Genomic DNA, 26,363 nt, shown 5'->3' with positions numbered 1-26,363 from the left:
GGATCATGGGAGACTCGCCCCCATGAACGGCAAGGCGACGACCACCCGGACCAGGCTGGACAGGGGCCGCAGCGCGCTCGGGCCCGCCCTCGAACTGGTACACACCGGCCGCGCGCCGACCCGTGCCGTGCTCACCTCCGAGCTGGGTGTCACCCGCGCGACCGCCGGTGCGGTCGCCGCCGAACTCGAAGCGCTCGGCCTGATCCAGGTGGACTCGCGGCCCGCGGCGGCCGGCTCCCAGGGGCGCCCCTCGCACCGGCTCGCGGTCCATGACTCGGGGCCCGTGGCGCTCGCCGCCCAGGTGCACGCGGACGGCTTCCGGGCCGCGCTCGTCGGCCTCGGCGGCGAGATCGTCGCCACCGACCCGGGCTGTGTCACCGTCTCCGCCGACCCGGCCCAGGTGCTCGGCGAGGTCGTCGAGGCGGGCGCGGCCCTGCTCAGGGGGAGCGGCCGCCGCTGTGTGGGCGCGGGGCTCGCGGTGCCCTCCGCCGTCGCCGAACCGGAAGGCACCGCGCTCAACCCGCTGCACCTGGCCTGGCCGGCCGGATCCCCGGTGCGCGAGATCTTCGCCGAACGCGTCCGCGCGGCCGGCATCACGGGTCCCGCCTTCACCGGCAACGACGTCAACCTCGCGGCCCTCGCCGAGCACCGGCACGGCGCCGGGCGCGGGGCCAGGGACCTGCTCTGTGTCGCCACCGGCCATCGCGGCGTCGGCGGCGCCCTGGTCCTCGACGGCCGTCTGCACAGCGGGAGTTCGGGCCTGGCCCTGGAGGTCGGCCACCTCACCGTGAACCCGGACGGCCGCCCCTGCTACTGCGGCAGCCGCGGCTGCCTGGACGTCGAGGCGGATCCGCTCGCCTTCCTCACGGCGGCGGGCCGGGCCCCGGGACCCGAGGTGTCGCTCCTCGAACAGTCGCGGGCGCTCCTGTGCCACGAGTACGCGGACGCGTCGGTGCGCCGCGCCGCGGAGGAGCTCGTCGACCGGCTCGGCCTGGGCCTCGCCGGGCTGGTCAACATCCTCAACCCGGACCGGATCATCCTCGGTGGCCTGCACAAGGCGCTCCTGGAGGCCGACCCGGAACGGCTGCGCGCGGTCGTCGCCGACCGCAGTCTGTGGGGCCGCAGCGGCGGCGTCCCCATCCTCGCCTGCTCCCTCGACCACAACAGCCTGGTCGGCGCCGCCGAGCTGGCCTGGCAGCCGGTGCTGGACGACCCGCTGGGCGCGCTCGCTCACCAGGCGTAGACGCGCGCCGGGTTGGTGATCAGGATCTGCTCCAACAGGGCTTTCCCCAGGTCGAGTTCGAGCCTGGGGGCGACCCGGCGCAGCAGATGCGGCATGCCCGGTGTGTCCGGTGTGACGGTGTCCCCGCCGAGCAGCAGCCGGTCGGCGAACCCCGCGTCGGCGAGTGCCCGCAGGGCGTCCGGCATCCGCCAGTCCGTGGCGTGGTTGGCCCGCGAGGGTCCGTCGAAGGCGAGGTTGGCCCCGGCCTCGGCGGCCAGGCGGTGCACGGCGAAGTCGGGGGAACGGTTGAGGTGCCCCAGGATCACCGAGCGTGGCGCCACCCCCAACTCGCCGCACACAAGGTCGAGTACGTCGAGCGCGCCGGTGCCCAGCTCCAGATGGACGGCGATCGGCGCGCCCGTGCGCCGGTGCGCCTCGGCGGCGCCCCGCAGGGTGAGCACGGCGTGTTCGTCGAGCCCGTGGAAGCCGCCCGCCACTTTGATCAGTCCGGCCCGCACCCCGGTCTCACCGATGCCGTCCGTCAGCTCGGAGATGAACAGCTCGGCGAGACGGTCGCGTACGGAGGCGAGCAACGCGTCCGTGTAGTGCGCGGCTTGGTGCAGTCCGGTCGCGGCGATGATGTGCACCCCCGACTCCCGTGACAACGCGGGCAGTTCGGCGATGCGCCGCCCCATGCCGTAGGGCGTCCACTGGACCACCGTGGCGCCGCCGAGCGAGCCGAACGCGGCGAGCCGCGCCGCCGCGTCCGCGACGTCGTCCATCTCCTGGCCGGGCAGCCGGGGGCTCCGGATGAAGAGGTGGTCATGGGCGTCGACGACGCCGAGCCGGTCGGCCGCCACCTCGCCGAGGACCGTGTGGGCCGCGCTCACCAGTGCCGCCCCGAGAGCAGCCCCGCACGCCCGGGCGCCGACAGGTGCAGCACCTCGAACCGGTCGCCCCCGTCCGCAGGGGCGGGCCCCGCCCAGAGCGTGAGGCGCACCAGCTCCCAGCGGCTCGGGTCGATGCCCAGCGCACACAGCACCACCCCGGACTGCGTGTCCTCGGTGTCCGCGACCGCGTCCGCCACGAACCGGCCCGGCGCCACGCCGTCCGGCACGGGCGTGCGCCGCACGGTCGCCGCGGTGGGCGTGGCAGCGGACGCGGGTCCCTCCCCATGGGCGAGGCCCATCCAGTGCCGTACCCGGGGGCGCCCGAAGTCGTCGACGATGCCCTGGAAGCCGGGGCCCCACAGGAAGGAGTTCATGCCCTCGGCCGTGGCCCAGAGGTAGAACGGAGCATAGGAGTTGACCGGCGAACCGGCCCCGCGCTCGCGCATCAGATAGGCCTTGAGGCCAAGGCCCGGGAAGTCGTCCAGGAGATGGCCCCGGGTGGCGACCCGCTTGCGGATGATCTCCATGTCGTAGTCGGCGGGCAGCGTGGTCTCGTACTGCATGGCGTGCATCGCGTACTCCTCGGCTGACGGGCTGGGCGCGCGTACTCCCCTTGGTTCAGGGCGAGTTGGAGAGGCGCCGTTTCGGCGGAAGGGTGCGAAAGGGCGGGGACGGCCGGTTCAGCGGGACCCGGCGGGCGGGGCGAGCAGCGAGAGCAGGCCCCGGACGCCCGCGTCGAACGCCTCGGGCGAACCGGAGGCGCGGGCCAGCACATAGCCGCCCTGAACGGTCGCGACGACGGCCGAGGCGATCTCGCGCGGAACCACGTCTCTCGCGAACTCGCCCCGGTCCAGCCCTTGTTGGACGATGTCGGTGAGCCGTCCGCGCAGCCAGTCGAGTGTCTCGTCGACGGGCGCGCGCAGACCGTCGTCCGCGACGATCTCGGGGTCCATCGTGAGCCGCCCCACCGGACAGCCGCGCAGTACGTCGCGCTCGCGCAGCAGATACGCCGCGATCCGCTCGTACGCCGTGCCGTCGCCCCCGAAGGCGGCCTCGGCCGTGGCCCGCATCTCCCGCGTCGTGCGACGGATCGCGGCGAGCGCCAGATCGGGCTTGCCCGCGAAGTGGTGGTACATGCTGCCCTGTCCGGCACCCGCCTGCTGCTGGATCGCCCGCGGGCTGGTGCCCACGTAACCCCGCTCCCACAACAGCTCCCGGGTGGCTTCGATCAAGCGCTCCGACGTGTTCATGACGCCACTGTACATACCAGTAGGTACAGAATCCAGAGCAGGCGTTGGCTCCCGCTCTACTTCCGCCGGGGTACGCCGACTGCCGCCGGCCGTACGACGACGCGTGCCCCCTGCCGGCGGGAGGCTCGAAGCGTGAACCACCCACCCCACCGAGGGAGCTGACCGAGATGAACACCCTGGCCTACGCAGGACCCGGACCCTGGATCCTCTTCGTTCCGCTGGTCTGGGCGGCCGTGATCCTCACCGTGGTGACCTTGCTGCGCCGTGCCGGATGGCGGGGCCGGCGGGGGCCGTGGCGGTCGCCGACGGAACGCACGTCCCTGGACGACCGTTCGCCGATCGCCGTGCTCGGCCGCCGGTTCGCCTCCGGCGAGATCGACGAGGAGGAGTACTGGCGCCGCATCTCCGTCCTGGAGGAGCACTTCGGGCGCGTGGGTCCGGGCCCGGGCGGAAGAACCGGCGCGGTCTGAACAGCGTGCCCACCCCACCGGGTGCGCGGCCTGAGCGGGGCGCGCCCGCCCCACCCGGTCAGCCGGCGACGGGGGACCGGGTGGCGCCGGAACGCCCGCGTCCCGCGTGCCGGGGCTGCGTCTCGCGGAAGGCGGGGCCGGCGGTGACCTCGTACAGCGGGTACGGAGGCAACGACACGGCGGGCGAGGGCGCGGCGAGCGTGAACCACACGGTCTTGCCCGACTCGCCGACCGGGCGCACGCCCCAGCTCTCGCTGACCGCCGCTATCAGCGCGAGGCCGCGACCGTTGGTGGCGAGGGCCTCGGCGTCCCGCAGGGCGGGCAGCGTCGGATCGTGGTCGTGCACGGAGATGGTGAGCCGGTCGAGCAGCAGCTCGATGGCCACCGTGCACATCTTGTCCGGCTCGGCGTGCCGGTGGACGTTGGTGAGCAACTCGGTGACGCCGAGCGCCGCCTGGTCTATCAAGGGATCCATATGCCAGTAGCGCAACTGCGCCGATACGATTCTGCGGACCTGACCGATCCGCGACGGCAGGGCTTGGAGCTCCACCGTGCACTGCCTGCTTGGCTGGCTGATCACGGTTGCGACTCCCCGAATGTGGTCCGGAAGTAGCTGTCTGGTCCGGCGGCCCCGCTCGGAGCCTTGCTCGGAGCGTCACCGCCGGTAAACCCTCAGTGATGTCACACCAGCGTGGCCCAGGGGCTGACACCGCGCAACTCGCACGACCCGGAGTTCACGCCTCTCAGCGGTGTGCGCCGTGGGTCGTCTGCCGGATGGCCTGGAGGAACCGCTGGGTCAGCTCGGAGCCGCGCGAGCGGTCCGGCTCCTCGCCCATCGTCAGCCGGTAGCGCGTGCCGTTGAGGCGCGCCACCGTCCGGTCGTCCTTGGCGAGCCAGGGCAGCCACGGCCGTGCCGCGCTGACCGCGTCGACGGGCGCGCTGTCGATCTCCCGCCCGTTGCTGGTGAGCAGCGCGAGCCGCCCGTCCTTGATGAGCACCTGGCCGGCTCGGGTCAGCGAACGGGTCCACCGCTCGATCCGTACACCCTTCGCGCTGAACTCGGGTTCTGCCATGACCGTCCGGCCCCCTTCGCATCGCTCCTGGTGGGCAGTCTGCACAACGTCGAGCCTACGCACCAGGGCGCGGTGGGGATCGGGTCCGCGCCAGTGCCCGCCGGCGCTCACCAGACGTCCCACAAGCCACTCCTATGGATGCCCAAAGAGAACGTTTGTGCAGGTGGGAGGGGTATCGTCGAGCGCGGGGGCGACGCTGGGAAACGACCGAGGAGTGGCATGGAAACCATCGATGTGGACCGCAGTGACCCGGCGTACCGCGCCTGGCTGAAGGAGGCCGTGCGCAAGGTCCAGGCCGATGCCAACCGCTCCGCCGACACCCACCTCCTGCGCTTTCCGCTCCCCGAGGCCTGGGGCATCGACCTGTACCTGAAGGACGAGTCGACGCATCCCACCGGCAGCCTCAAGCACCGCCTGGCCCGCTCGCTGTTCCTCTACGGCCTGTGCAATGGCTGGATCCGGCCGGGCAAGCCGGTCATCGAGGCGTCCAGCGGCTCGACCGCCGTGTCCGAGGCATATTTCGCCAAGCTGATCGGGGTCCCGTTCATCGCGGTGATGCCCCGGACCACCAGCGCCGAGAAGTGCCGCCTCATCGAATTCCACGGCGGGCAGTGCCACTTCGTCGACGACTCGATGAAGATGTACGAGGAGTCCGCCGCGCTCGCCGCCGAGAGCGGCGGCCACTACATGGACCAGTTCACCTACGCGGAGCGGGCCACCGACTGGCGCGGCAACAACAACATCGCCGAATCCATCTACCAGCAGCTCACGTTGGAGCGCTACCCCGAGCCCACCTGGATCGTCGCCACGGCCGGCACCGGCGGCACCTCGGCGACCATCGCGCGCTATGTGCACTACATGCAGCACGACACGATGATCTGCGTGCCCGACCCGGAGAACTCCTGCTTCTTCGACGGCTGGACCAGGGGCGACCTGCTCGCCTCCAGCGACTGCGGCTCGCGCATCGAGGGCATCGGCCGCCCCCGCATGGAGCCCAGCTTCATTCCCGGCGCCATCGACCGGATGATGAAGGTGCCGGACGCGGCGAGCGTCGCGGCGGTGCGGGCCCTGGAGAAGGCGATCGGCCGCAAGGCGGGCGGCTCGACCGGCACCGGCCTGTGGAGCGCGCTGCGGATCGTCGCCGAAATGGTCGCCGAGGGCCGCACCGGCAGCATCGTCACCCTGCTCTGCGATCCGGGCGACCGCTACCTCGACAAGTACTACTCGGACACCTGGCTCGCCGAGCAGGGCCTGGACATCGCCCCCTACGCCGAGACGCTCGACACCTTCCTGGAGACCGGGGTCTGGCCCGCGCGCTGAACCGGCCGGAACGGGACCTTCTGCCCGTGCGGGAGCCCGGAACGCGTGCCAATGTGACGTCATGGACACGCGCCCGGTAGTTGTCGCCGTAGACGGATCCGACCACAGTCTGCGGGCCCTGGAGTGGGCCATCCCCACCGCCCGCAGACTGGGCGCCGAGCTGGTCATCGCGCATGTCCTGCCCGACCACACCCAGCTCTGGGTGGCCCGGCGCGCGGCCCTCGGCCCGGGCCCCGAGCTCAACGATCCGGTGACCGACCGGGTCCGCGCCGCCCTGTCGGGGCGCGACCGGCTCCCCTCGGTGCGGTTCGACTCGCTGGAGGGCGAGGTGGCCGACGCGCTGCACGGCCTGGCCCAGGGCGCCCACCTGCTGGTGATGGGCTCGCGCGGGCGCGGCGGCTTCGCCAGCCTGCTCCTGGGCTCCAACAGCCTGGCCGTGGCGACCCGGGCGCCGTGCCCGGTCGTCGTGGTGCCGCGCCTGGCCCGCACCGGCGAGGACGAACGGTCCAACGGCCGCGTCGTGCTCGGGCTCAACCTGGCGGACACCGTGGACGACGTCGTCGAGTTCGCCTTCGAGGAGGCCGGATCGCGGGGCGTCCCGCTCCAGGTGCTCTCCGCCTACCCGGCCCCGCCCCCGGCCGCCCTGATGGTCGCGGGCGAGTTCCCGCCGGGCCGGCTCGACGTCGATCAGTACGAGCCCGCCGAGCGGGACGTGCGCCGCGAACAGACCGATCGGCTGCAAGCGTTCAGGGAACGCTTCCCCGAGGTCGAGGTGGACGCGGTGATCGCACCCGCCGACGCCGCGGGCCATCTCGTGGACGCCTCCGCGTCGGCCGCCCTGATCGTGGTCGGCCGTCACCGCCGGCGACTGAAGCCGGGCTCCCTCCTGATGGGCTCGGTGGCGCACGCGGTGCTGCACCACGCGGAGTGCCCGGTGGCCGTGGTGCCGGTCCGGGACGAGGGCTGACCGAGGGGAGCGATGGCGTCGCGGGCATCCGCCAAAGGGCGCCGGAACAGGGCCGGTTGAGGCCGGTCAGGCCGTGGTCGTATCCGCCAGCAGGCGGTCGAGGCCCCGCATCGCGCCCCTGAACGACTGCCCGATCCCCGGCCGTGCCGCACGCATCGTCACCCGGAACAGGGCCGGCCCGTCGACCGCCATCGTCCAGCGGACCCGGGTGCCGGAGCCGTCCGGCGCGAGCCGCCAGTCCTCCAACATGGCGGCCACACCAGGGGTGTTGGTCTCGTCGATGCGGTAGGCGTACCGCTCGCCCGGAACCGTCGCCATGATCGTCTCGCGGAAGAACACCCCGCCGCGCAGCCGGACCTCGCGCCCGGCCCCGCCGTCCAGGGGGCGGGCCGCGACGACCGAGGAGAACCAGGCCGGGGTCTGCGACACCTTTTCGGCGAGGGCCCGGTGGACGGCGTCGGGCGCCGCGGAGACCCGGGCCGCGTACACCAGGCGTACCGGCGCGAAATCGACGAAGTCGAGCTCCACGGGCCTGAGTCGGCGAGCCATGACGCATACCTCCGGGCGATCGGGTGCGCGAGCCGCCGCGCCCGGGACGGGCCGGGAACGGAAGGCCCGCACACCATAGCTGGCGGACCGTCAGATGTCTTCCGCGGTCCCACCGTTGTCGCCGCCGTTGTCCGCGCCTTCGCCCGCCACCACGAGATCGCGCAGGTGCTCGGACATCTGCGCGCGAGACCCCGGGGAGAGGCCGGCGTCCGTGACCAGCGAGTCGACCTGGTCGAGCGAGGCGAACGAACTCAGCCCCACCGTGCCCCACTTGGTGTGGTCCGCGATCACCACGACCCGCCGCGCGGACTGCACGAACCGCCGGTTGGTCTCCGCCTCCGCGAGGTTGGGCGTGGAGAGCCCGGCCTCCACCGAGATGCCGTGCACCCCGATGAACAGCACGTCGAAGTGGAGCGAACGGATCGCCGCGTCCGCGACCGGACCCACCAGGGTGTCGGAGAGCGTCCGCACCCCGCCCGTGAGGACCACGGTCGCCGCCCCCGGCCGCGGCGACGAGGCCGCCGAGGCGCGCTGGGCGGCGTGGAACACATCGGCGACCTGCACCGAGTTGGTCACCACCGTCAGGTCCGGAACGTCCACAAGCCGCTGGGCCAGCGCGTACGCCGTCGTGCCGCCGGCCAGCGCGATGGCACTGCCGGGCACGGCCATCCTGGCCGCCTCCCGCGCGATGTCCTGCTTGGCGCTCAGCTCAAGGGTCGACTTCGCCTCGAAGCCGGGCTCGTGCGCCGTGGCCTCCGCGACCGGCACCGCCCCGCCGTGCACCTTCTCGATCACGCCCTGGCGCGCGAGCGCGTCCAGGTCCCGGCGGACCGTCATGTCCGAGACGTTGAGCCTCCGGGTGAGCTCGTTGACCCGGACCCCGCCACGCCGTCTGACCTCATCGAGGATCAGCGCGCGACGCTGCTCCGCGAGCAGATTCTGGTGGTCGCTCACTGCCGGGCCGGCCCCTTCCACATCGTCGAACACACTTGCCGGGCACATGCGCACCCCCGGTCTACGGACACCCATCCTGTCACGGGGAGATTCGGTGAGAGCACTGCACCAGGACGTCCCGGTCCGAGATCCTGATGTCCCGAGCCACCCGCGCCGCCGATCCCGCCCACGAGAGCGAGCCGCAGAAGTGTCCCGTGCCACCGCCGCCGCCCCATCCGGTGCCGCCGCCGTCGAAAGCGCCGGGCCGGCCCTCGAACTGCTGGTCCACGGCGTCGGCGGCACCACGCCGGAGGCGATGCTCGGTGACCCGCGCACCGTGCGCGTCACCGGGGACGACACGGCCGCGATCCACCGCTGTGCCGAAGACGTCGACGCCGAGGCGCACCCCGAGCGCTACCGCGACCGCCCGGTGCCCGAGGCGTACGTCTGGTGCAACCTCACCTCCGGCAACAGCGCCCGTGCCCTGTGGCTGCTCCTGCTGCCCTTCATGGTGATCAACCTGGCGCACTGGATGCGGCCGCCCGCCCGGGAGCCGCGCTGGGCGATCCGGCTGTACGGCGTGCTCGTACGGCTCGTCGCGCTCAGCCTCACCGTGCTGCTCGTGGCCGCCGCCTGCGAGGTCGCGCTCGACCTCACCGCCTGGCAGTGCGCGGGTACGGTCACCTGTTCGCGCTCCTGGTACTGGCTGGGCTTCACCTCCGTGGCCCACCACGGCTGGTGGGCCCAGCCGGGGCGCCGCCTGGCGCTCGCCGCGCTCGCGCCGGCCGCGCTGACCGTGCTGCTCTGGTACCTCTCCAACCGGACCTGGAGCGCCTACGAGTCCCAGCAGCCGCTCAACGCCGACCCCGCCGCGGACGCCACCGAGGCCTTACGGCCGGCGTTCAGCAGGCCCGGATTCTGGTACGGCAGGCGCCTGGTGGCCCGGCTGCGCGCCGCCCACACCGCCGCCGGGTTCCTGACCACCGCGGCGGCCGTCACCGCGGCCGCCGCCCGCTACGACCGCGCCTCCACCAGCGCCGTGTTCGCGACGCTCGGCCTCCTCGTCGAGGCGGCGCTCGCCGTCGCGGGCCTTGTCGTGGTGTGGGTGGTGTGCCGTCGCGGACGGACCGAGACCCATCTCGACGAGCGCCTCGACCGGGCCGTCACCGCCTGGCTGCCCCTGTTCTCCCTCGCCCTGCTCGCGCTCGCCGTGCTGTACGCGGCCTGGGACCGCGCCGACTGGACCTCGTCCGGCACCCTGCCCGGTGACCGCGCCTTCGGCTTCCTCACCTTCGCCCAGGGGATGCTCGTGGTGGCACTCGCCGCCGTCGCCTGGCATCTGCGCCGCCGGGCTCCCGGCGAGCGCACCGCGCTACGGGGCCTCGGCGGCCCCGCCGTGGCGATGCTCGCCTGCGCGCTCGGCGGTGTGATGACCGGCGGTGTCGCCCAGCGCGTCGCCGACTGGGTGGACCGCGGCGCGACCCCCGGCATGGACCGCTCGGCCCCCAACGGGCCGCCTCCGCTGCTGACTTGGCAGGCCTCGGTGATCCCGGCCCTGATCGCCGTGCTGATCCCGGTGGTGCTGTACTTCGCCGTACGCACCTGGCGCACCGCGCGCGCCGACGCGCCCCGCGTCATCGCGGACTATCCCACCGAGCGGCCCGACAGCGGCCGTACCCGCCGCATCGCCGCCGCCCGCGCCATGGCCCGGCTCACCGACCGGGCGCCGGTGTTCCTCGGCATCGTCTCCGGCGCCTCGCTGCTGCTCGGCGCCGCGGCCCTCGCGGGCGCCTGGTGGGCCGGCCAGGTACCGGCCAGGGCGGCCGACGCGGCGCCCACACCGGTCGCCTTCGGCGCGGACGCCGCGCAGTCACTCGGATCCTGGTGCACGGGCTTCGGCTTCCTGCTCTTCGTCACCTGGGGCAGGCGCGCCTACAAGGACGCCGCGGCCCGCCGCACCGTCGGCATCCTGTGGGACGTCGGCACGTTCTGGCCGCGCGCCGCCCACCCCTTCGCGCCCCCGTGCTATGCCGAGCGCGCCGTGCCGGACCTCGCCTGGCGGATGAACACCTGGACCGGGCGCACCGGCGGCCGCCTGGTGATCTCCGGGCACTCGCAGGGCAGCGTGCTCGCCGCGGCCGCCGTGTGGCAACTGCCCGCCGGTACCCGGCGCCGGGTCGCCCTGCTCACCTACGGCTGCCCCGTGGAGCGGCTGTACGGACGCTGGTTCCCGGCCTACTTCGGTCCCGCGCAGCTGGCGGCCCTGCACCAGGAGGTGCACTGCTGGCGCAACCTGTGGCGGGCCACCGACCCCATCGGAGGCCCGGTCCGCGTGAACGGTGACGTCGACAAGGGGCCGCTCCTGGACCCGGTGGCCTACGGCCGGACCGACCTGCACCCGCTGCCCGCACCGATCCTGGGCCACTCCGACTACCAGGCCGATCCCGCCTTCGCCCGTGAACGCGCGCTGCTTCTGGTCGAGTTGGCCCACGGGGTGCCCAACCAGCGTGCCGATCAGGGCAGTTGTGTCCCGGACGGGTCTGGTCAGGGCAGTTCGGGGAGGTCGTCCGGGTAGAGGAGGGTCAGATCGTCGGTGCTGGCGTCGGCCAGCTGGGCGACCCGGCCCGCGTGGCGCTCCACCATCGACTCGAAGGTCTGGCGCGCGGTGCGCCCGTTGCCGAAGGCGGCACCCCGGGGCAGTGCCGTGAAGTACTTCACCAGGCTCTCCGCGGTGCCCGTACCCAGCCGGTACTCGTGCTCGTCGGCCTGCTGCTCCACGATGCGCAGCAGTTCGTCGGCGGAGTAGTCCGAGAATCTGATGGTCCGTGAGAAACGGGACGCCACACCGGGGTTGACGCTCAGGAAGCGCTCCATCTCCGCCGTGTACCCGGCGACGATGACCACCACCGCCTCCCGGTGGTCCTCCATCAGCTTCACCAGCGTGTCGATGGCCTCCCGGCCGAAGTCACGCCCCGAGTCCTCCGGGGAGAGGGCGTACGCCTCGTCGATGAACAGCACACCGCCGCGCGCCCGGTCGAAGGCCTCCTGCGTGCGGATCGCGGTCGAGCCGATGTGCTCGCCGACCAGGTCGACGCGGGACACCTCCACCAGGTGGCCGCGCTCCAGGACGCCGAGGGAGGCCAGGATCTCCCCGTACAGCCGCGCCACCGTGGTCTTGCCGGTGCCGGGGGAGCCGGTGAAGACCAGATGGCGGCGGGCCGAGGCGGCCTTGAGGCCGGCCTGCTGCCGCTTGCGGCCGACCTCGATCATGTCGGTGAGCGCCCGGACCTCGCGCTTGACGCTCTCCAGGCCCACCAGGGTGTCCAGTTCGCCGAGGACCGCGCCGGAGTCGCGTGCGGGCTCGGCCGCGGGCCGCGGCGGTGCCGCTTCGACGGCCCGCTGGTCGGGTACGGCGGAGAGCAGGCCCATGGTCTGCGTCGCGCTCTGCACGGCGGGCGGCTCGGGCGTGCCCGCGGTCGCACCGCTCTCGTCACTGGTGCAGTCCTCGACCACCGCGCCGTCCTCGGAGAACTCGTAGCCCCGGCGCGCGCAGCGCTCGGTGCGGCAGCGCGTCAGCGTCGTGCGGCAGCCGTCGATGACGTGGAAGCCGAAGCCGCCGCTGCCGGTCACGCGGCAGGCGTGGAAGGTGCCCCGGCCCTCGGCGGAGACGTAGAAACCGGCCTCGGCCGGTGAGGTGACCGTGACACGTTCGATGCGCGGGTCGGCGCCCTTGGTCACGATGACGCCGGTCTGGGCGCCGTCGATGGTGCAGCCCGCGAGTGTGCCTCCGCTGCCGTGGTCGCGGAACCAGGCGCCGGTGGCGGCCTCCCTGATGCGGCAGTCGTCGAGCTGCGCGGTCGCGCCGTCGCTCACCGACACCGCCGTGTTGCGCACCTGGGTGAGATCGCTGTCCACGACGTCGGCGCGCGAACCCCGGTCGAGCACGAAGATCGCGTCGGGTACGTCATGGACGCGGCAGGCCTCCAGGACCGCCGTCGCGCCGTCGCTGACCCAGACCGCCGGATAGTCGCCCGTACTGTCGTGGATCTCGCACTGGTTGGCGTCCACCCGGGTGCCCGGGTCCCACACCGACAGGCCGTTGCGGCCGAAGCGGCGGACCTTGGTGCGGGTCAGCGTGAGGACCGAGCGCGAGCGCAGGTCGACCGCGTTCTCGGGGATGTCGTGGATGTCGCAGTCGGCGAGGGTGAGCACCGCGTCCGTGTCGAGGGTGATGCCGTCGGCGGAGGTGCGGTGCACCGTGCAGTCGGTGAGGTGGGCCGCGGCGCGCGCGGCGATCAGGACGCCGGCGCCCTTGATCTCGTACACCTCGCAGCCCAGTGCCTCCAGGCCGCTGCCCTCGCCGCTGACCGCGAGACCGGCGCCACTGGAGTGGTGCACCCGGCAGCGCTCCAGGCGGGGGTGGCCCGCGCTGTGCACGGAGACCCCGGACTGCCCGGCCGCGACGACCTCGCACTCCTCGAACACCCCGCCCGCGCCGTCGAAGACGCCGATGCCGACCCCGCCCGGGTTGTCCACCGTGCAGCGCCGCACCGTGGGCCGCGCGCCGCCGCGCACCTCGATGCCCACCGCGGAGCGGGTCACCACGCGCAGATCGACGAGCTCGGGGGCACCGTCCTCCACCAGCAGCGCGGGCGCCGCCGCGTCCTGGCCCTCCAGATACAGGTCTCGCACGGTCGCCGAGGCCCGTACGGTCAGGGCCACCCCGTCGACGGGGGCGATCCGGACCGAGCCGACGGCGCCCTCGGGGCCGCGCAGGGTCACCGAGCGGCGCAGCACCAGGTTCTCCCGGTAGGTGCCGGGGGCGATGGTCAGGACGTCGCCGTCGCCCGCGGCCTCCAGGGCCGCGGCCAAGGAGGCGTACTCACCCGTGCGGCGGCGCCACCTCGACGTGCCGGTGTGCGTCACCTGGACCGTGCCCTGAGCCATCGTGCTGCCGTGCCCCCACCTCGTGCGTGCGTCCTCGCGCACACCTCGGCCGTGGCCTCGTATGTGCGGCTGATGGTCCACCGTAGCGCGCGCGGGCCCGGTGAGTTGACCGGTCAGCTGCCTGCGCCGGTCCGGCCCCAGTCCGGACCGTACCGGGCCCACGCGCGGTCCAGTCGCTCGTACCGCCGGCGTATCAGGCGCCATACGATCAACCGCCGTGTGCCCTCGACGAGTCCGGCGGCCATCGCGGCCGCGCAGATCCCCGAGAACACCGCGTGCGTCGCCGCCGCTCCCGTCGTCATCGGGTGGGGCACCGGGCTGCCGTGGTCGTCGGTCCACAGCCGGAAGGTGGCGCCGGGAGCGGGCGCCTTCAGTGTGGTACCCAGCGTGCCGGTATGTGAACTGCCGTCGTGCGCCGTCCAGTTGGCCACGACCTTGGTGCGGGTGACGCGGCCCATCGAGCCGTCCGGCTGGGCCGGTGCCGTCTGGTGCTCGGCGCGGGCCACCACGACGGCCGCGGTGACGTGCCGGTGCCGGCGCTGCTCGGCGAGGGCCTGGCGCAGCGAGGCGTCGGTGAGCGAACCGCACAGGGCCCCCACCGCCGGCACGGCGAGCACCATGACGACCAGCGTCACCAGCGCCAGCCAGGCCTCCGCCAGGTCCGTCCGGCGGCGCAGCGGATTGTGCCGCCAACGCCACACTCCCGACATCGTTCGCACGGGCCACGCACCCCTTCCGCCTCCGGGCCGCCCCGGGGCGGGGCGGCAAGCGCGCGGGTGACGCGAACAGGGACCTCATCCACCCGGCTCGACTGTTCAACGCATGCGCTACCCACAGGAGTTCCCGCGTGGCGCAGAGCTATGCGAGGACCCTCATCGCGTCACCGACGCGGATGATGCCGGTGTTCTCCGGGATCACCAGGACGCCGAACGCCAGCGAGCCGCCGATCCTGCGGTGCCGGGCCAGCGTGCGCAGGGGCTCCTTGCCGCGCACCGCGGTGGCCTGGTCGGTGGTGGTGATGACACAGCGGCCGCAGGGCTTCGCGAGGCGGAAGGAGACGTCGCCCATCGCGATCCGTGACCAGCTGTCCTCCGCCCACGCCTCGGTCCCGTCGAGCACCACGTTGGGACGGAACCGGTCCATCGGCAGGGGGCCCTCATGAGGTCGGTCACCCTGGCCTATCAGGGAGTTGAGCGCGTCGAGCGAAGCCCGGGTGGCGATCTGGAGCGGAAAGCCGTCGGCGAAGCTGACCGTCTCGCCGTTCGGCGCGTACCGGGGGTTGATCGTTCTGCGGGACGCCGGGTCGTCGAGGTGCATCAGGCGGACCTCGGCGCCCAGAAGCTCGCTGAACCAGGCGTGGGCCGCATCGGCCGCGGCCACGGCCTCGAACGTGGTGCCGAACAGGGTGACGCTCGTGGTGGCCAGTGGCTCGGGCGGAGCGACGGCCAGATCGGCGCGCCCGGGTGCGGACAGGCGTACGCCGCCGCCCGGCAGTGTGGCGGCACCGCTCAGGGCGAGCTCGGGCCGCTCGCGTTGCGTGACGGCCGTGCCGTCCGTGTCCACCAGCATCCAGCGGCGGTCCCCGGCGAGCCCCCATGGCTCGACCACCGCTTGTGCCGCGTCGTATCCCCCGACCGACTTGACGGGATGGACGCGTATCCCGTGGACGACAGCGGAGTGGCCGTTGTTCATGTACACATCCTGCCAGCCGCCCCGGACGGATGCCCGGGCGGCCGGCCCCCGCCCTCGATCAGTACCCGGTGCCCTGATACGGCCGGTTGTACGGGTCCTCGTACGGCGTGGGCGCCGGCCGGGGCGCGGCGGGCCGCATGGCCTCGTACCCGGTTCCCATCGGGCGCTGCGGCATCGCCTGCTGGCCCTGGTAGCCGCGCGGGGCCGAGGGCTGCAGGGGGATGTACGGGGCGGGCGCGTGCTGGAGCGGCACGGGCTGGGGCGCCGGCTGCTGGTATCCGTACGACGAGGCGTAGGCAGGGCTCGGCTGCGAGGGGGCGGCCGGCAGTGCGGGCAGCGCCGACGGGAGGGCCGGCAGGTGGTTGCTGCCGGTGTCATAGAGGGAGGGCACTCGGATCGGGGCGATCTGAGGCGTACCCCGCTCTGCGACGAGGGAGTCGTAGATGGGGGTGTCCGGGAAGAACGGCGCGGAGTAGTAACCGCCGCCATAGGTGGAGCGGGGGGAGGTCATGGCACATAAGTTAAGCCCACGATGTGGTCGTTGGGGAGTCCCCATCTCAGGGTCATCCCATTTGCTCTGGTTTAACCAGTCTGACCTGCTGAAACGTCGCGGATGAACTCTTGGTTCCCGAGGGTTCCGGGCGGGCTCTCCGTTTGACGCGAAGCGACGAAGGGTCAACCAAGGGTGACGGTCGCGGATTGCCTGCCGTGCGGCCCGCCCGGCCGTGCCTGGCATGACTCGTCCGGGCGGCCGGCTCCGTAAATGTCCGGTGTAAGTGTCCGGTGGGGGCAATTCACCTGTCACGCAAGTGTGGTTGGCGAGCTCCGAAGGATTGACTGCCCGTCAGGTCCGGTGTCGCGCCGCCGCACCGGGGGTGTCGAAACGGTCCGTCGCACTGTCCGGGGCGGCCGTGCGGCGTGACGGCCGGGCCGGCGCCCTTCGAAGAACCGCCGTGTCGGCACCCGTTGAGCATTAGAACCCGTTGAAGAAGCCGTAAAGCCGGCCGATCCTGTCCCCGTCGAACCATGCGACGTCGAACCCGCTCGCCACCGGCTCGGCATCCGTGGAGCCGACCTGCCACGAGAAGTGGACGGCGTCATGATGGGTCAGCAGCGTGTTGTAGCGGAACAGCATGCCGCCGAAGTTCTTCCGGGCCGCGGCGATGTACTCGCCTATCGCCGTGAGGCCCTCGGCCGTGATGGTCGGGTCGGTGTAGGTGGCGTCCGGTGTGAACACCTCTTCCAGTAAAGCGCCCCGGGCCGGGTCGTCGGTTTCGTTCCATATCGCGAAGTACTTTTCGACCAGCTCGGTGACGGCGTCCTTGTTCATGACGGCAGGATTTCATGGCGGAAGGCCGACCGCCGAGTGTGGCGCACTGCAGAATGAGTCCCAACGGCCTTTTCGTGAAAGGCAGTTGGTGATGATCGCGGCGCGTCGTGCGGGTGATACCGGGAAGGGGTGATTCCCGTGCCGTGTGCCGGCGACGTGCCGGCGGCGGGTCGCCCGCGACCGCCGGGTGGCGACAACGGCGGCCCGGCCCCCGGCGGGGGTGGATGCCCGGCGGTCGATCGCGCGTTAGGTTGGCTCGCAGAAACGTGCGGGCACCGCCAGGAGCGATGGGGGAGAGCATGTCCATGCTAAAAGGAGCCAATGTCCCGGTGCCTGCGCACACGGTGCGCATCGAACTGGGCTGGCGAACCGGCCCCGGCGTCCCGGACGTCGACGCCTCGGCGCTCCTCCTGACCGGCGGCCGGGTCCGCTCCGACGCCGACTTCGTCTTCTACAACCAGCCGGCCCACTCCTCCGGCGCCGTACGCCACGAAGGCAAGCGGTCCGGCTCGGACGCGGTGACGGACACCCTCTTCGTCGACCTGTCGCGGATCGAGCCCGCGGTCGAGCGCGTGGTGCTCGCAGCCTCGGCCGACGGTGGCACGTTCGGCCGGGTCCCCGGGCTCGGCATCCGCGTCCTGGACGCGGCGGGCGGCGCGGAACTGGCCCGCTTCGACAGCCAGGACGCCACCGTCGAGACGGCCTTCATCCTCGGCGAGCTCTATCGCCGCCAGGGCGCCTGGAAGTTCCGCGCGGTCGGCCAGGGCTACGACAGCGGACTCGAAGGCCTGGCAACGGACTTCGGCATCAGCGTCGACAGGCCGCAGAAATCGGCCGCCCCGCAGGCCTCCTACGCGGCGCCCCAGCAGCCTGCCGCGCCCCCGGCTCCGTATCCGGGGACCACCCCGTCCCCCTACGCGGCGCCGCCCGCGCCCTTCACCCCGTCCGCCCAGCCGCCCACGCCGACCGCCCAGGTTCCGCTGCCGCCCACGGCGCCGCCGGCACCGGTGCGCCTGTCCAAAGTCACCCTCACCAAGGAGGCGCCGCGCGTCTCGCTCGCCAAGCAGGGCGGTACCTCGGGCGCGATGCGGGTCAACCTCAACTGGCAGAGCCGCAAGCAATTCAGCGGCTGGGGCGCCAAGTTGGGGCGGGCGGCAGCCAACCACTCCGATCTAGACCTCGACCTGTGCGCCCTCTACGAACTCGCCGACGGCCGCAAGGGCGTGGTGCAGGCCCTGGGCAACGCCTTCGGCGCGCTCCACCAGCCCCCGTACATCCACCTCGACGGCGACGACCGCACGGGCGCCGTCGAATCGGGCGAGAACCTCACCGTCAACCTCGACCAGAAGGACAAGTTCCGTCGCCTTCTGATCTTCGTCACCATCTACGAGGGCGCCCGCAGCTTCGCCGATCTGCACGCCACGGTGACGCTCCAGCCGCAGTTCGGCGCGCCCGTCGAGTTCTTCCTCGACGAGTGCACCGTTCCCTCCACGGTCTGCGCGCTCGCCCTGATCACCAACAACGGCGGCGATCTGGTCGTCCAGCGCGAGGCCCGCTATCTGGTGCCCGCACGCGGCGTGAGCCCGCAGCGGACCATAGACCAGGCCTACGGCTGGGGCATGAACTGGACACCCGGCCGCAAGTAGCGCCCCTCAGCGGCCCTTCAATGCCGCTCGGGCGCGGCCTCGGGGCGGGCGTAGGTGCGGCCCTTCCAGGCCGCGCCCCGGCCCCGGTAGTGCTGCACCGCGGAGTCGACCGTCATCAGCAGGTAGAGCAGCGCGGTGAACGGCAGTGCGGGCGCGAGCACGAGCGGCTGGCGGTAGTAGCGCAGCATCGGCAGATACGTACCGGCCATCACCAGCCACGCGAGCCCGCCCGCCCACGCGGCCGCACGAGAGCCGCTCGCCAGGCCCGCGGCGAAGGTGAGCGGCGGCGCCAGGTACACGAGCGCGAGGCCCGCGACCGTGCCGAGCAGCACCAGGGGGTTGTGCCGCAGCTGTGCGTACGCGCTGCGCGAGACCATGCGCCAGAGGTCCGCGAGCCCGGGATAGGGGCGCACGCTGTCCACCCGGTCCGCGAGGCCGAGCCAGACCCGCCCGCCGGACCCGCGCACCGCACGCGCCACGGACACGTCGTCGATCACCGCCTGGTGCACCGCCTGCGGAATCCGCGCCCGCTCGGCCGCCTCCGTACGCAACAGGACGCAGCCGCCGGCCGCGGCCGTGGCACGCGGCCTGCGGGCGTTGATCCAGCGGAACGGATACAGCTGGGCGAAGAAGTACACGAACGCCGGAACGATCAGCCGCTCCCAGCCGCTCGCCACCCGCAGCCGGGCCATCTGCGACACCAGGTCGAAACCGCCGCCGCGCGCCGCGGCCACCAGCTCGCGCAGGCTGTCCGGCCGGTGGGCGATGTCGGCGTCGGTGAGCAGCAGGTACTCCGGCCCGTCCGCCCGCGCGAGCGCCATGCCCTGCCGCAGCGCCCACAGCTTGCCGGTCCAGCCGGGCTCCGGCTCACCGGGGGTGACCACGGTGAGCGGCAGGCCGGGGCGCTGTTCGGCCAGCGCGCGGGCCAGTTCCCCGGTGCCGTCCGAACTGCCGTCGTCCACCAGGAAGACCCGCGCGCGGCCCGGATAGTCCTGGGCGAGCAGCGACGGAAGGCTCAGCGGCAGTACCTCCGCCTCGTCGCGGGCCGGCACCACGACCGCGACATCCGGCCAGTCCGCGAGCTCCGCACGCGGCGGGAGCCGCTGGTCGGTGCGCCAGAAGAAGCCCTGGCCGAGCAGCAGCCAGAGCCAGACGACCAAGGACAGCAGGGCGATCCACGCGAGGGCGCTCATTCGCCGCAGTCTGCCCCACAACCCGTGCCCCGCACGGGACCTCGGCCGGTTTCGCCGGGACCGTCGACTATGGTGACCGGGTGAAGATGGCGCTCATGGACTCCGGAATCGGCCTGCTCGCCGCGGCCGCGGCGGTACGCCGGCTACGGCCCGACGCCGAACTCGTGATCTCGTCCGACCCGGACGGCATGCCCTGGGGCCCCCGGACCCCCGAGAGCGTCACGGAACGTGCCCTCGCCGTGGCCGAAGCGGCTGCGTCCCTGCGCCCGGACGCTCTGATCATCGCCTGCAACACCGCCTCCGTGCACGCCCTGCCCGCCATCCGCGCCGCCCTGGAGCCAGGGATCCCGGTGATCGGCACCGTGCCCGCGATCAAGCCGGCGGCGGCCGGCCGGGAGCCCTTCGCGATCTGGGCGACCCCCGCCACCACCGGCAGCCCGTACCAGCGCGGGCTCATCCGCGAATTCGCCGACGGCGTCCCCGTCACGGGGGTGCCCTGCCCCGGTCTCGCCGAGGCCGTGGAGCACGCGGACGATGCCGCCATCGACCGGGCCATCGCGCTCGCGGCCGCCCTCACCCCGCCCGAGGTAAGGACCGTCGTCCTGGGCTGCACCCATTACGAGCTGGTCGCCGAACGCATCCGTACGGCCCTGCGCCCCGAAGGCGGACCCCTCACCTTCTTCGGCAGCGCCGAAGCCGTCGCGGCGCAGGGGCTGCGCCGTGCCGGGATCCTTCCCGCTCCGGACGCAGCGCAGGTGGGAGGCCTGACCGTGCTCCTCAGCGGACGCATCGGCACCCTCCCCGATGTGGCTCTCGCCTATCCCGAAGGGCGTCTGCTGCGGGCGGTCAGCACTGCTCACTGACGGTGGAGCGGTGCCTCGACGGCGGAACCTGAGTACGCTGCTGAACATGAGGGAACCGTCCCCGGAGTACCCCACGCCTCCCGAGCCCCGCCCTGGATCCAGCGCCCCGGAGCAGCTGCCAGAGGTCTGGACCGGCCGGGCGACCAATCGTGTCCAGTGGCTTCTCGCGGTCGGCGGCGCGGCCTGCATCGCGCTCGGCGTCGAGCTGGCCGTCGACTCGACCTGGACGTCGGGCGTCCTGCCCCTGCTGATGTCCGTGATCGGCTGCCTGGCGGCCGGAGTCCTCGTCCTGTTCGGGACGCTCGCCTTCGTCCACGTGGCGGTCAAGGTCGACGGCGACTGCCTGGAAGTGCGCTGCGGCCACATCGGGCTGCCGCGTCGCACCATCCCGCTGGAGCTGGTGGTCGGAGCCGACTTCGTGCCCCGGGTCACCCCGCGCCAGTGGGGCGGCTGGGGCTACCGCTGGCGGCCCGAGATCGGCACCGCAGTCGTCGTACGCCGGGGTGAGGGCGTGGCGCTCAAGCTGGGCGACGGACGCGTGTTCACCGTGACCGTTGACGACGCGGAAGCCGCCGTACGGGTCATCCGCGACCGGCTGCGGCTGCTCGGCACCAAGAAGGCCGCCGGGGCCTGAGCGGCCCAGGCACCGGGGGGAGCCGACGGAGAACCGGCCGTCCCGGGTCCGGGGCCGAGGGGCCCCGAAGGCCGGGCTCCCGCGGACACAGGGACCCGCCGTAGACTCCGCCGGGTGAGCACCACCAAAACCCCCACCACCGAGCCGGAACAGCTCGGATCCCAGCCGCCCGCGCCTTCGCGGCTGCGGGCGCTGGCGCACCGTCTCGTCCGGCCCGCCGCGGCCGCGGTGGGTGGAGTGCTCCTGTACCTGAGCTTTCCGCCGCGCCCCCTGTGGTGGCTGGCGCTCGTCGCGTTCGCCGTCCTCGGCTGGGTGCTGCGGGGCCGGACCTGGAAGGCCGGCCTCGGACTCGGCTACCTCTTCGGCCTCGGCTTCCTGCTCCCCCTCCTCGTGTGGACCGGAGTGGAGGTCGGCCCCGGTCCGTGGCTGGGCCTCGCCGTCATCGAGGCCCTGTTCATCGGGGCCGCGGGCGCCGGCACGGCCGCCGTCTCCCGGCTTCCGCTGTGGCCCGTGTGGTCCGCCGCCCTGTGGATCGCGGCCGAGGCGGCCCGGGCCCGGGCTCCGTTCGGCGGCTTCCCCTGGGGCAAGGTCGCCTTCGGTCAGGCCGACGGAACCTTCCTGCCCCTGGCCGCGCTGGGCGGCACGCCGGTGCTCGGCTTCGGCGTGGCGCTGTGCGGCTTCGGCCTGTACGAGTGCCTGCGCCAGGCGCTGCGGCTGCGCGGAACCGGAGCCGTCCGCAAGGGGGCCGGCGGTACCGGAAGCGTCCGCAGGGGGGCCGCGGCGGCCGCGCTGCTCACCGTCGTCGTGCCGGTCGCCGCGTCCTTGGGGGCGCGCGGCCTGGTCAGCGACTCGGCCGAGGACGGCACCGCGACCGTCGCGGTGATCCAGGGCAACGTGCCCCGGCTCGGACTCGACTTCAACTCCCAGCGCCGGGCCGTGCTCGACTACCACGTACGCGAGACCCTGCGGCTCGCCGACCGGGTCCGGGCGGGCAAGGAGCCGCAGCCCGACTTCGTCCTGTGGCCGGAGAACTCCTCCGACGTCGATCCCTTCGTGGACGACGACGCCCGCGCCGTCATCGACCAGGCCGCCAAGGCCATCGGCGCCCCCATCTCGGTCGGCGCGGTCGTCGGCGGCTACGGCACCAAGCTCTACAACGAGCAGGTGCAGTGGGACCCGAAGCTGGGGCCCGTCGCGACGTACGACAAGCGGCAGATCCAGCCGTTCGGCGAGTACATGCCGCTGCGCGGCTTCATCGGCACCTTCGCTCCCGGCTACACCGCCATGGTCCGTGAGGACTTCAGCCGGGGTACCAAGCCGGGCGTGTTCACCATGTCCGGCACGAAGGTCGGCATGGCCACCTGTTACGAGGCGGCCTTCGACTGGGCGGTGCGCGACACCGTCACCGCGGGCGCCCAGCTCATCTCCGTGCCGAGCAACAACGCGACCTTCGACCGCAGTGAGATGACCTACCAGCAGCTCGCCATGTCCAGGGTGCGGGCGGTCGAGCACAGCAGGACCGTCACCGTCCCCGTCACCAGCGGCGTCAGTGCCGTGATCATGCCCGACGGCAAGGTCGTGCAGAAGACCGCGCTGTTCACGCCGGCCTCGCTCGTGGCCAAGGTGCCGCTGCGCTCCTCGCAGACGCCCGCGACCAAGCTGGGCACCCTGCCCGAGTGGGCGCTCGTCGCGCTCGCCGCCGCGGGCCTGGCCTGGGCGGTCACCCGGACGGTGCGCGGCCGTCGCGGCAGTGAGGCCTGACCGGCCGGTGCCGGGCGGTCGTTAGGGTCGGGGCATGGCAACTCCTGATTTCATCCGTGACGTCCGGGCCCTCGCCGGGCACCGTCTGCTCCTGCTGCCGGGCGTGACCGCGATCGTCTTCGACGACGACGGCCGGGTCCTGCTCGGCCGCCGTGCGGACAACGGCCAGTGGGCGACGGTCGGCGGCATCCCGGAGCCGGGGGAGGAGCCCGCTCACACCGCGGTCCGCGAGGTGTACGAGGAGACCGGCGTACGCTGCGTCGCCGAGCGGGTCGTCCTGGTGGAGGCCGCACCCACCCCGGTCACCTTCCCCAACGGCGATGTGTGCCAGTTCATGGACATCACCTTCCGCTGTCGCGCCACCGGCGGTGAGGCACGCGTGAACGACGACGAGTCCCTGGAAGTGGGCTGGTTCGCCCTGGACGCCCTGCCGCAGCTCAACGATTCCGCGCTGTTCCGCATCGCGCAGGCCCAGACGGACGGCCCTACGTGGTTCCAGCCCAGTGCTGAGCTCTGAAGTATGTGGGCTGACCACATGGGTGGGTGAGGGGCCGCCTGCCTAGGGTCGGGAGCATGACCGCGCCCCTCGCCCCCGCGTCCCTCCCGCACTCCGTCACCGTCGATCTCGGGGACCGCACCGCGCTGGTCACCGGCGCCGCGGGCGGCATCGGCCGCGCGTGCGCACTCCGGCTCGCCGCGGCCGGCGCCACGGTCAGGGCGGTGGACCGGGACGCGACGGGCCTCAAGAGACTCATGCTGCGTGCCAGCGGCCTCAGCGGCACGGTCGAGCCGGTCGTCCTCGACCTCACCGACCTCGACGCAGCCGAACGGGCCGCTGCCGGAGCGGACATCCTGGTGAACAACGCAGGGCTCCAACTGGTGCGCCCCATCGAGGAGTTCCCGCCCGAGGCCTTCCACACCGTCCTCACCGTGATGCTCGAAGCGCCCTTCCGGCTGATCAGGGGAGCGCTGCCCCACATGTACCGGCGAGGGTGGGGCCGCATCGTCAATCTGTCGTCGGTGCACGGGCTGCGGGCCTCCGCCTTCAAGTCGGCCTATGTGGCCGCCAAACATGGGCTGGAAGGACTCTCCAAGACCGCCGCCCTCGAAGGCGCCCCGCACGGGGTCACATCGAACTGCGTCAACCCCGGATATGTGCGTACGCCCCTGGTGGAACGGCAGATAGCGGACCAAGCGGCCGCACACGGCATTCCCGAGGACCGGGTCCTGGCCGAGGTCCTCCTGAAGGACGCGGCGCTCAAGCGGCTCGTCGAGCCGCACGAGGTCGCCGAAGCGGTCGCCTATCTCTGCACCCCGCAGGCGTCCTTCATCACCGGCACGTCGCTCGCGCTCGACGGCGGCTGGACCGCGCACTGAACAGGCCCGGTCCCGCTCGCGCCCGACGGCGCTGGGACTGACGGCGCTGGGACCGCCGGCGGGACGGGCCCGGACCTCGGCGGCCTCGCGAGGGTGGTCGGGCCGTCGGCCGGACCGGCCGCCCCGTCGAGCCCCTCCCTTGTCCGGTACCGCTCAAGAGTTGTCCACAGGCCTGGCGAGGCCGCCCGTCCGGCAGGTATCCCTGTGACCATGTCCCACGATCACCCGCAGCCCAGCGACCAACCGGAAGCCCCCTATCTGGCCCTCCTCGCCCGGGGCGCGCCGGCCGAGGCGTACGACCGCCCGGCGCTCCTGGCCCGTGCCGAAGGCGCTCGGCCCGAGGTGCTCGCCCGCCTGGACGCGGCGAAACAACTCGCCCTGCGCGTACGGGCCGAGCTCGAAGGGCGCAGACGCCGTGAGGCCGAACTGTCCGCGCTCTTCGAGACCGCGCACGACCTCGCGGGCCTGCGCGATCTGGACGCGGTGCTGCGCGCCATCGTGCAACGGGCCCGCTCGCTGCTCGGCACCGAGGTCGCCTACCTCAGTCTCAACGACCCGGCGGCGGGCGACACTTACATGCGCGTCACCGAAGGGTCGGTGGCCGCGCGCTTCCAGCAGCTGCGTCTCGGCATGGGCGAGGGTCTCGGCGGTCTCGTCGCGCAGACCGCCCGCCCGTACGTCACCGCGAGCTACTTCGACGACGAACGCTTCCAGCACACCAGCGCCATCGACTCCGGTGTGCGCGACGAGGGACTCGTGGCCATTCTCGGGGTCCCGTTGATGCTCGGCAGCACCGTCATCGGGGTGCTCTTCGCGGCCGACCGCCACCCCCGCGTGTTCGCCCGCGAGGAGATCGCCCTGCTCGGCTCCCTCGCCGCGCATGCCGCCGTCGCCATCGACACCGCCAACCTACTGGCCGAAACCCGTTCCGCCCTGGCCGAGTTGGAGAGGGCCAACGAGACCATCCGGGACCACAGCGCGGTCCTGGAACGGGCGTCGGAGGTCCACGACCGGCTCACCGAACTGGTCCTGCGCGGCGGCGGAGTACGCGAAGTGGCCGATGCGGTGTCCGAAGTCCTCGCCGGTACGGTCGAGTTCGCCGACGCCGACTCGGCACAGGCCGCGCTGCTCCAGCTCAGCGGCAGCGACGGGCACGCCCTGCGGCACGGCGAGGACTGGCTGGCCGGCGTCTCGGCCGGGGGTGAACTCCTGGGTGCGCTCGTCCTGCGCGGCCAGCCGGACCTCGACCCCGTCGACCGGCGCACCCTGGAGCGGGCCGCCATGGTCACCTCGTTGCTGCTGCTCGCCCGGCGCTCGGCCGGCGAGGCCGAACAGCGCGTGCGGGGGGAGCTGTTGGACGACCTCCTGGACGCGCCGGACCGAGACCCCCGGCTGCTGCGGGAGCGTGCCGCCCGGCTGCAAGCCGACCTCGACGCCCCGCACGTGGTGCTCGCCGCCCGCATCGACGGCCTCGACCCGTGCAGTGCGGCCCGCCGCACCGCGGAGGGCCGGCGCATCGGCTCCGCCGCGGCGTACCTGGCCGCGACCCGGCACGGCCTCGCCTCCACCCGCGACGGCGGCACGGTGCTGCTGCTTCCGCTCGGCCCCGGCGACACCCCGGCCGAGGTCGCCCGGGCGGCCGCGAAACAGCTGGGCTCCGCCCTGCACGAGCCGGTCACGGTCGGTGCCTCGGCCGTCGTCGCGGCCCCGGCGATGACACCGCCCGCGATCGCCGCCGCCTATGCCGAGGCCCGCCGCTGCCTGGAGGCACTGCGGCTGCTCGGCCGCACGGGAGAGGGCGCCGCCGCCCAGGACCTCGGCTTCCTCGGACTACTGCTCGCCGACACCCGCGACATCGCCGGGTTCGTCGAGCGCACGATCGGCGCGGTGGTGGCGTACGACCGCAAACGCGGCACCGACCTGGTCCGCACCCTCGACGCATACTTCGCGAACGGCATGAGCCCCGCCCGCACCAAGGAGCATCTGCACGTCCATGTGAACACCGTCGCCCAGCGCATCGAGCGGATCGGCCGTCTCCTCGGTCCCGACTGGCAGTGCCCGGCCCGCGCCCTGGAAATCCAACTGGCCCTCCGCCTCCATGTGGCGGCACCAGCCATGACGCCCTGAAGGGTGGGGCACCACCACATGGCGGCCCCACCCACATCGAGGCCCCATATCGGGGGCTCGCCACCCATATCGAGGGCTCGCCACCCACATCAAGGGCTCGCCACCCACATCGAGGGCTC

25 protein-coding genes are annotated in these 26,363 nt (G+C 73.0%); 12 read left to right on the top strand and 13 right to left on the bottom strand.

Annotated features, from left to right (window positions below):
- The first annotated feature begins 22 nt into the window (after window positions 1–22).
- Entirely contained in the window at window positions 23–1,243 is a 1,221-nt protein-coding gene (locus ACFYNP_RS14520) for an ROK family protein (protein WP_388785584.1), read from the top strand.
- Here ACFYNP_RS14520 and ACFYNP_RS14515 read toward each other — a convergent pair.
- The 3 genes from ACFYNP_RS14515 to ACFYNP_RS14505 form a co-directional block, all read right to left on the bottom strand.
- Window positions 1,231–2,115 (bottom strand): phosphotriesterase, encoded by an 885-nt coding sequence (locus ACFYNP_RS14515; RefSeq protein WP_388785806.1) that lies wholly within the window; start codon window positions 2,113–2,115, stop codon window positions 1,231–1,233. The genes ACFYNP_RS14520 and ACFYNP_RS14515 overlap by 13 nt on opposite strands.
- Window positions 2,109–2,684 carry a DUF4865 family protein gene (locus tag ACFYNP_RS14510; RefSeq protein WP_388785582.1) on the bottom strand — a complete coding sequence of 192 codons (576 nt, stop codon included), beginning with the start codon at window positions 2,682–2,684 and terminating at the stop codon, window positions 2,109–2,111. Before ACFYNP_RS14510 ends, ACFYNP_RS14515 begins: the two co-directional genes overlap by 7 nt.
- A gap of 108 nt (window positions 2,685–2,792) precedes the next feature.
- A complete protein-coding gene (locus tag ACFYNP_RS14505; protein WP_388413309.1) occupies window positions 2,793–3,377 on the bottom strand; it encodes a TetR/AcrR family transcriptional regulator in 585 nt (194 codons plus the stop codon).
- A 152-nt stretch (window positions 3,378–3,529) separates the two neighbouring features.
- Here ACFYNP_RS14505 and ACFYNP_RS14500 point away from each other — a divergent pair, with 152 nt between their 5' ends.
- Window positions 3,530–3,832, top strand: a complete 303-nt coding sequence (locus ACFYNP_RS14500) for an SHOCT domain-containing protein (protein WP_388785580.1) — start codon at window positions 3,530–3,532, stop codon at window positions 3,830–3,832.
- A 58-nt stretch (window positions 3,833–3,890) separates the two neighbouring features.
- Here ACFYNP_RS14500 and ACFYNP_RS14495 read toward each other — a convergent pair whose 3' ends face one another.
- The gene (locus tag ACFYNP_RS14495) at window positions 3,891–4,412 is read right to left on the bottom strand and encodes an ATP-binding protein (protein ID WP_388413313.1); all 522 of its coding nucleotides are present in this window, start codon (window positions 4,410–4,412) and stop codon (window positions 3,891–3,893) included.
- A gap of 163 nt (window positions 4,413–4,575) precedes the next feature.
- Window positions 4,576–4,905, bottom strand: a complete 330-nt coding sequence (locus tag ACFYNP_RS14490; protein WP_388413315.1) for a hypothetical protein — start codon at window positions 4,903–4,905, stop codon at window positions 4,576–4,578.
- 219 nt (window positions 4,906–5,124) lie between these two features.
- On the opposite strand from ACFYNP_RS14490, the gene ACFYNP_RS14485 reads away from it, so the two are divergent.
- Window positions 5,125–6,225, top strand: a complete 1,101-nt coding sequence (locus ACFYNP_RS14485; protein ID WP_388413316.1) for a PLP-dependent cysteine synthase family protein — start codon at window positions 5,125–5,127, stop codon at window positions 6,223–6,225.
- A 61-nt stretch (window positions 6,226–6,286) separates the two neighbouring features.
- Window positions 6,287–7,192, top strand: coding sequence for a universal stress protein (locus ACFYNP_RS14480; protein ID WP_388413318.1), 906 nt, complete (start codon window positions 6,287–6,289; stop codon window positions 7,190–7,192).
- Window positions 7,193–7,258: 66 nt separating this feature from the next.
- Here the strand turns inward: ACFYNP_RS14480 and ACFYNP_RS14475 are convergent, their stop codons facing one another.
- Together ACFYNP_RS14475 and ACFYNP_RS14470 are read right to left on the bottom strand one after the other, a co-directional pair.
- The gene (locus ACFYNP_RS14475) at window positions 7,259–7,741 is read right to left on the bottom strand and encodes an SRPBCC family protein (protein ID WP_388413320.1); all 483 of its coding nucleotides are present in this window, start codon (window positions 7,739–7,741) and stop codon (window positions 7,259–7,261) included.
- 90 nt (window positions 7,742–7,831) lie between these two features.
- Window positions 7,832–8,695: a DeoR/GlpR family DNA-binding transcription regulator gene (locus ACFYNP_RS14470; RefSeq protein ID WP_388785578.1), complete on the bottom strand. Its 864-nt coding sequence runs from the start codon at window positions 8,693–8,695 to the stop codon at window positions 7,832–7,834.
- 187 nt (window positions 8,696–8,882) lie between these two features.
- On the opposite strand from ACFYNP_RS14470, the gene ACFYNP_RS14465 reads away from it, so the two are divergent.
- Window positions 8,883–11,249: a hypothetical protein gene (locus ACFYNP_RS14465; RefSeq protein ID WP_388785576.1), complete on the top strand. Its 2,367-nt coding sequence runs from the start codon at window positions 8,883–8,885 to the stop codon at window positions 11,247–11,249.
- On the opposite strand, the gene ACFYNP_RS14460 is transcribed toward ACFYNP_RS14465, so the two are convergent.
- The 5 genes from ACFYNP_RS14460 to ACFYNP_RS14440 all read right to left on the bottom strand — a co-directional run bounded on the left by ACFYNP_RS14460 (window position 11,219) and on the right by ACFYNP_RS14440 (window position 16,643).
- Window positions 11,219–13,621: a right-handed parallel beta-helix repeat-containing protein gene (locus ACFYNP_RS14460; protein WP_388785575.1), complete on the bottom strand. Its 2,403-nt coding sequence runs from the start codon at window positions 13,619–13,621 to the stop codon at window positions 11,219–11,221. The genes ACFYNP_RS14465 and ACFYNP_RS14460 overlap by 31 nt on opposite strands.
- A 113-nt stretch (window positions 13,622–13,734) precedes the next feature.
- Window positions 13,735–14,331, bottom strand: a complete 597-nt coding sequence (locus tag ACFYNP_RS14455) for a hypothetical protein (protein WP_388785804.1) — start codon at window positions 14,329–14,331, stop codon at window positions 13,735–13,737.
- Between the two features lie 148 nt (window positions 14,332–14,479).
- Window positions 14,480–15,313, bottom strand: coding sequence for an MOSC domain-containing protein (locus tag ACFYNP_RS14450; RefSeq protein WP_388413330.1), 834 nt, complete (start codon window positions 15,311–15,313; stop codon window positions 14,480–14,482).
- 58 nt (window positions 15,314–15,371) lie between these two features.
- Window positions 15,372–15,824: a DUF6643 family protein gene (locus ACFYNP_RS14445; protein WP_388785573.1), complete on the bottom strand. Its 453-nt coding sequence runs from the start codon at window positions 15,822–15,824 to the stop codon at window positions 15,372–15,374.
- Between the two features lie 462 nt (window positions 15,825–16,286).
- Window positions 16,287–16,643 (bottom strand): nuclear transport factor 2 family protein, encoded by a 357-nt coding sequence (locus tag ACFYNP_RS14440; protein ID WP_388785571.1) that lies wholly within the window; start codon window positions 16,641–16,643, stop codon window positions 16,287–16,289.
- A gap of 287 nt (window positions 16,644–16,930) precedes the next feature.
- Between ACFYNP_RS14440 and ACFYNP_RS14435 the strand changes: the two genes are divergently transcribed.
- Window positions 16,931–18,289: a TerD family protein gene (locus ACFYNP_RS14435; protein WP_388785569.1), complete on the top strand. Its 1,359-nt coding sequence runs from the start codon at window positions 16,931–16,933 to the stop codon at window positions 18,287–18,289.
- Between the two features lie 17 nt (window positions 18,290–18,306).
- Here ACFYNP_RS14435 and ACFYNP_RS14430 read toward each other — a convergent pair whose 3' ends face one another.
- Window positions 18,307–19,482: a glycosyltransferase gene (locus ACFYNP_RS14430; RefSeq protein WP_388785567.1), complete on the bottom strand. Its 1,176-nt coding sequence runs from the start codon at window positions 19,480–19,482 to the stop codon at window positions 18,307–18,309.
- Window positions 19,483–19,562: 80 nt separating this feature from the next.
- On the opposite strand from ACFYNP_RS14430, the gene ACFYNP_RS14425 reads away from it, so the two are divergent.
- The 6 genes from ACFYNP_RS14425 to ACFYNP_RS14400 all read left to right on the top strand — a co-directional run bounded on the left by ACFYNP_RS14425 (window position 19,563) and on the right by ACFYNP_RS14400 (window position 26,244).
- Window positions 19,563–20,345 (top strand): glutamate racemase, encoded by a 783-nt coding sequence (locus ACFYNP_RS14425; protein WP_388785566.1) that lies wholly within the window; start codon window positions 19,563–19,565, stop codon window positions 20,343–20,345.
- A gap of 46 nt (window positions 20,346–20,391) precedes the next feature.
- Window positions 20,392–20,979, top strand: a complete 588-nt coding sequence (locus tag ACFYNP_RS14420) for a hypothetical protein (RefSeq protein WP_388785564.1) — start codon at window positions 20,392–20,394, stop codon at window positions 20,977–20,979.
- Window positions 20,980–21,093: 114 nt separating this feature from the next.
- Window positions 21,094–22,740, top strand: coding sequence for an apolipoprotein N-acyltransferase (gene lnt, locus ACFYNP_RS14415; RefSeq protein ID WP_388785563.1), 1,647 nt, complete (start codon window positions 21,094–21,096; stop codon window positions 22,738–22,740).
- A gap of 34 nt (window positions 22,741–22,774) precedes the next feature.
- Window positions 22,775–23,257 (top strand): NUDIX domain-containing protein, encoded by a 483-nt coding sequence (locus tag ACFYNP_RS14410; RefSeq protein ID WP_388785561.1) that lies wholly within the window; start codon window positions 22,775–22,777, stop codon window positions 23,255–23,257.
- Window positions 23,258–23,313: 56 nt separating this feature from the next.
- Window positions 23,314–24,117: a 3-hydroxybutyrate dehydrogenase gene (locus ACFYNP_RS14405; RefSeq protein ID WP_388413348.1), complete on the top strand. Its 804-nt coding sequence runs from the start codon at window positions 23,314–23,316 to the stop codon at window positions 24,115–24,117.
- Between the two features lie 210 nt (window positions 24,118–24,327).
- On the top strand, window positions 24,328–26,244 hold the full coding sequence (locus ACFYNP_RS14400; protein ID WP_388785559.1) for a helix-turn-helix domain-containing protein: 1,917 nt from the start codon (window positions 24,328–24,330) through the stop codon (window positions 26,242–26,244).
- Window positions 26,245–26,363 lie beyond the last annotated feature (119 nt).

This window comes from Streptomyces sp. NPDC006691 (assembly GCF_042869955.1).
In the GTDB taxonomy this organism is placed as follows: domain Bacteria; phylum Actinomycetota; class Actinomycetes; order Streptomycetales; family Streptomycetaceae; genus Streptomyces.
The sequence above is the reverse complement of the archived record's forward strand: the minus strand, read 5'-3'. Positions and strand labels throughout refer to the sequence as shown.

Coding starts and splice junctions, on each gene's coding strand:
- ACFYNP_RS14420 (WP_388785564.1), top strand. CDS start 20,392: ATGAGGGAACCGTCCCCGGAGTACCCCACGCCTCCCGAGCCCCGCCCT.
- ACFYNP_RS14510 (WP_388785582.1), bottom strand. CDS start 2,684: ATGCACGCCATGCAGTACGAGACCACGCTGCCCGCCGACTACGACATG.
- ACFYNP_RS14405 (WP_388413348.1), top strand. CDS start 23,314: ATGACCGCGCCCCTCGCCCCCGCGTCCCTCCCGCACTCCGTCACCGTC.
- ACFYNP_RS14410 (WP_388785561.1), top strand. CDS start 22,775: ATGGCAACTCCTGATTTCATCCGTGACGTCCGGGCCCTCGCCGGGCAC.
- ACFYNP_RS14450 (WP_388413330.1), bottom strand. CDS start 15,313: ATGAACAACGGCCACTCCGCTGTCGTCCACGGGATACGCGTCCATCCC.
- ACFYNP_RS14480 (WP_388413318.1), top strand. CDS start 6,287: ATGGACACGCGCCCGGTAGTTGTCGCCGTAGACGGATCCGACCACAGT.
- ACFYNP_RS14455 (WP_388785804.1), bottom strand. CDS start 14,331: ATGTCGGGAGTGTGGCGTTGGCGGCACAATCCGCTGCGCCGCCGGACG.
- ACFYNP_RS14490 (WP_388413315.1), bottom strand. CDS start 4,905: ATGGCAGAACCCGAGTTCAGCGCGAAGGGTGTACGGATCGAGCGGTGG.
- ACFYNP_RS14520 (WP_388785584.1), top strand. CDS start 23: ATGAACGGCAAGGCGACGACCACCCGGACCAGGCTGGACAGGGGCCGC.
- ACFYNP_RS14500 (WP_388785580.1), top strand. CDS start 3,530: ATGAACACCCTGGCCTACGCAGGACCCGGACCCTGGATCCTCTTCGTT.
- ACFYNP_RS14475 (WP_388413320.1), bottom strand. CDS start 7,741: ATGGCTCGCCGACTCAGGCCCGTGGAGCTCGACTTCGTCGATTTCGCG.
- ACFYNP_RS14430 (WP_388785567.1), bottom strand. CDS start 19,482: ATGAGCGCCCTCGCGTGGATCGCCCTGCTGTCCTTGGTCGTCTGGCTC.
- ACFYNP_RS14400 (WP_388785559.1), top strand. CDS start 24,328: ATGTCCCACGATCACCCGCAGCCCAGCGACCAACCGGAAGCCCCCTAT.
- ACFYNP_RS14460 (WP_388785575.1), bottom strand. CDS start 13,621: ATGGCTCAGGGCACGGTCCAGGTGACGCACACCGGCACGTCGAGGTGG.
- ACFYNP_RS14440 (WP_388785571.1), bottom strand. CDS start 16,643: ATGAACAAGGACGCCGTCACCGAGCTGGTCGAAAAGTACTTCGCGATA.
- ACFYNP_RS14505 (WP_388413309.1), bottom strand. CDS start 3,377: ATGTACAGTGGCGTCATGAACACGTCGGAGCGCTTGATCGAAGCCACC.
- ACFYNP_RS14445 (WP_388785573.1), bottom strand. CDS start 15,824: ATGACCTCCCCCCGCTCCACCTATGGCGGCGGTTACTACTCCGCGCCG.
- ACFYNP_RS14485 (WP_388413316.1), top strand. CDS start 5,125: ATGGAAACCATCGATGTGGACCGCAGTGACCCGGCGTACCGCGCCTGG.
- ACFYNP_RS14435 (WP_388785569.1), top strand. CDS start 16,931: ATGGGGGAGAGCATGTCCATGCTAAAAGGAGCCAATGTCCCGGTGCCT.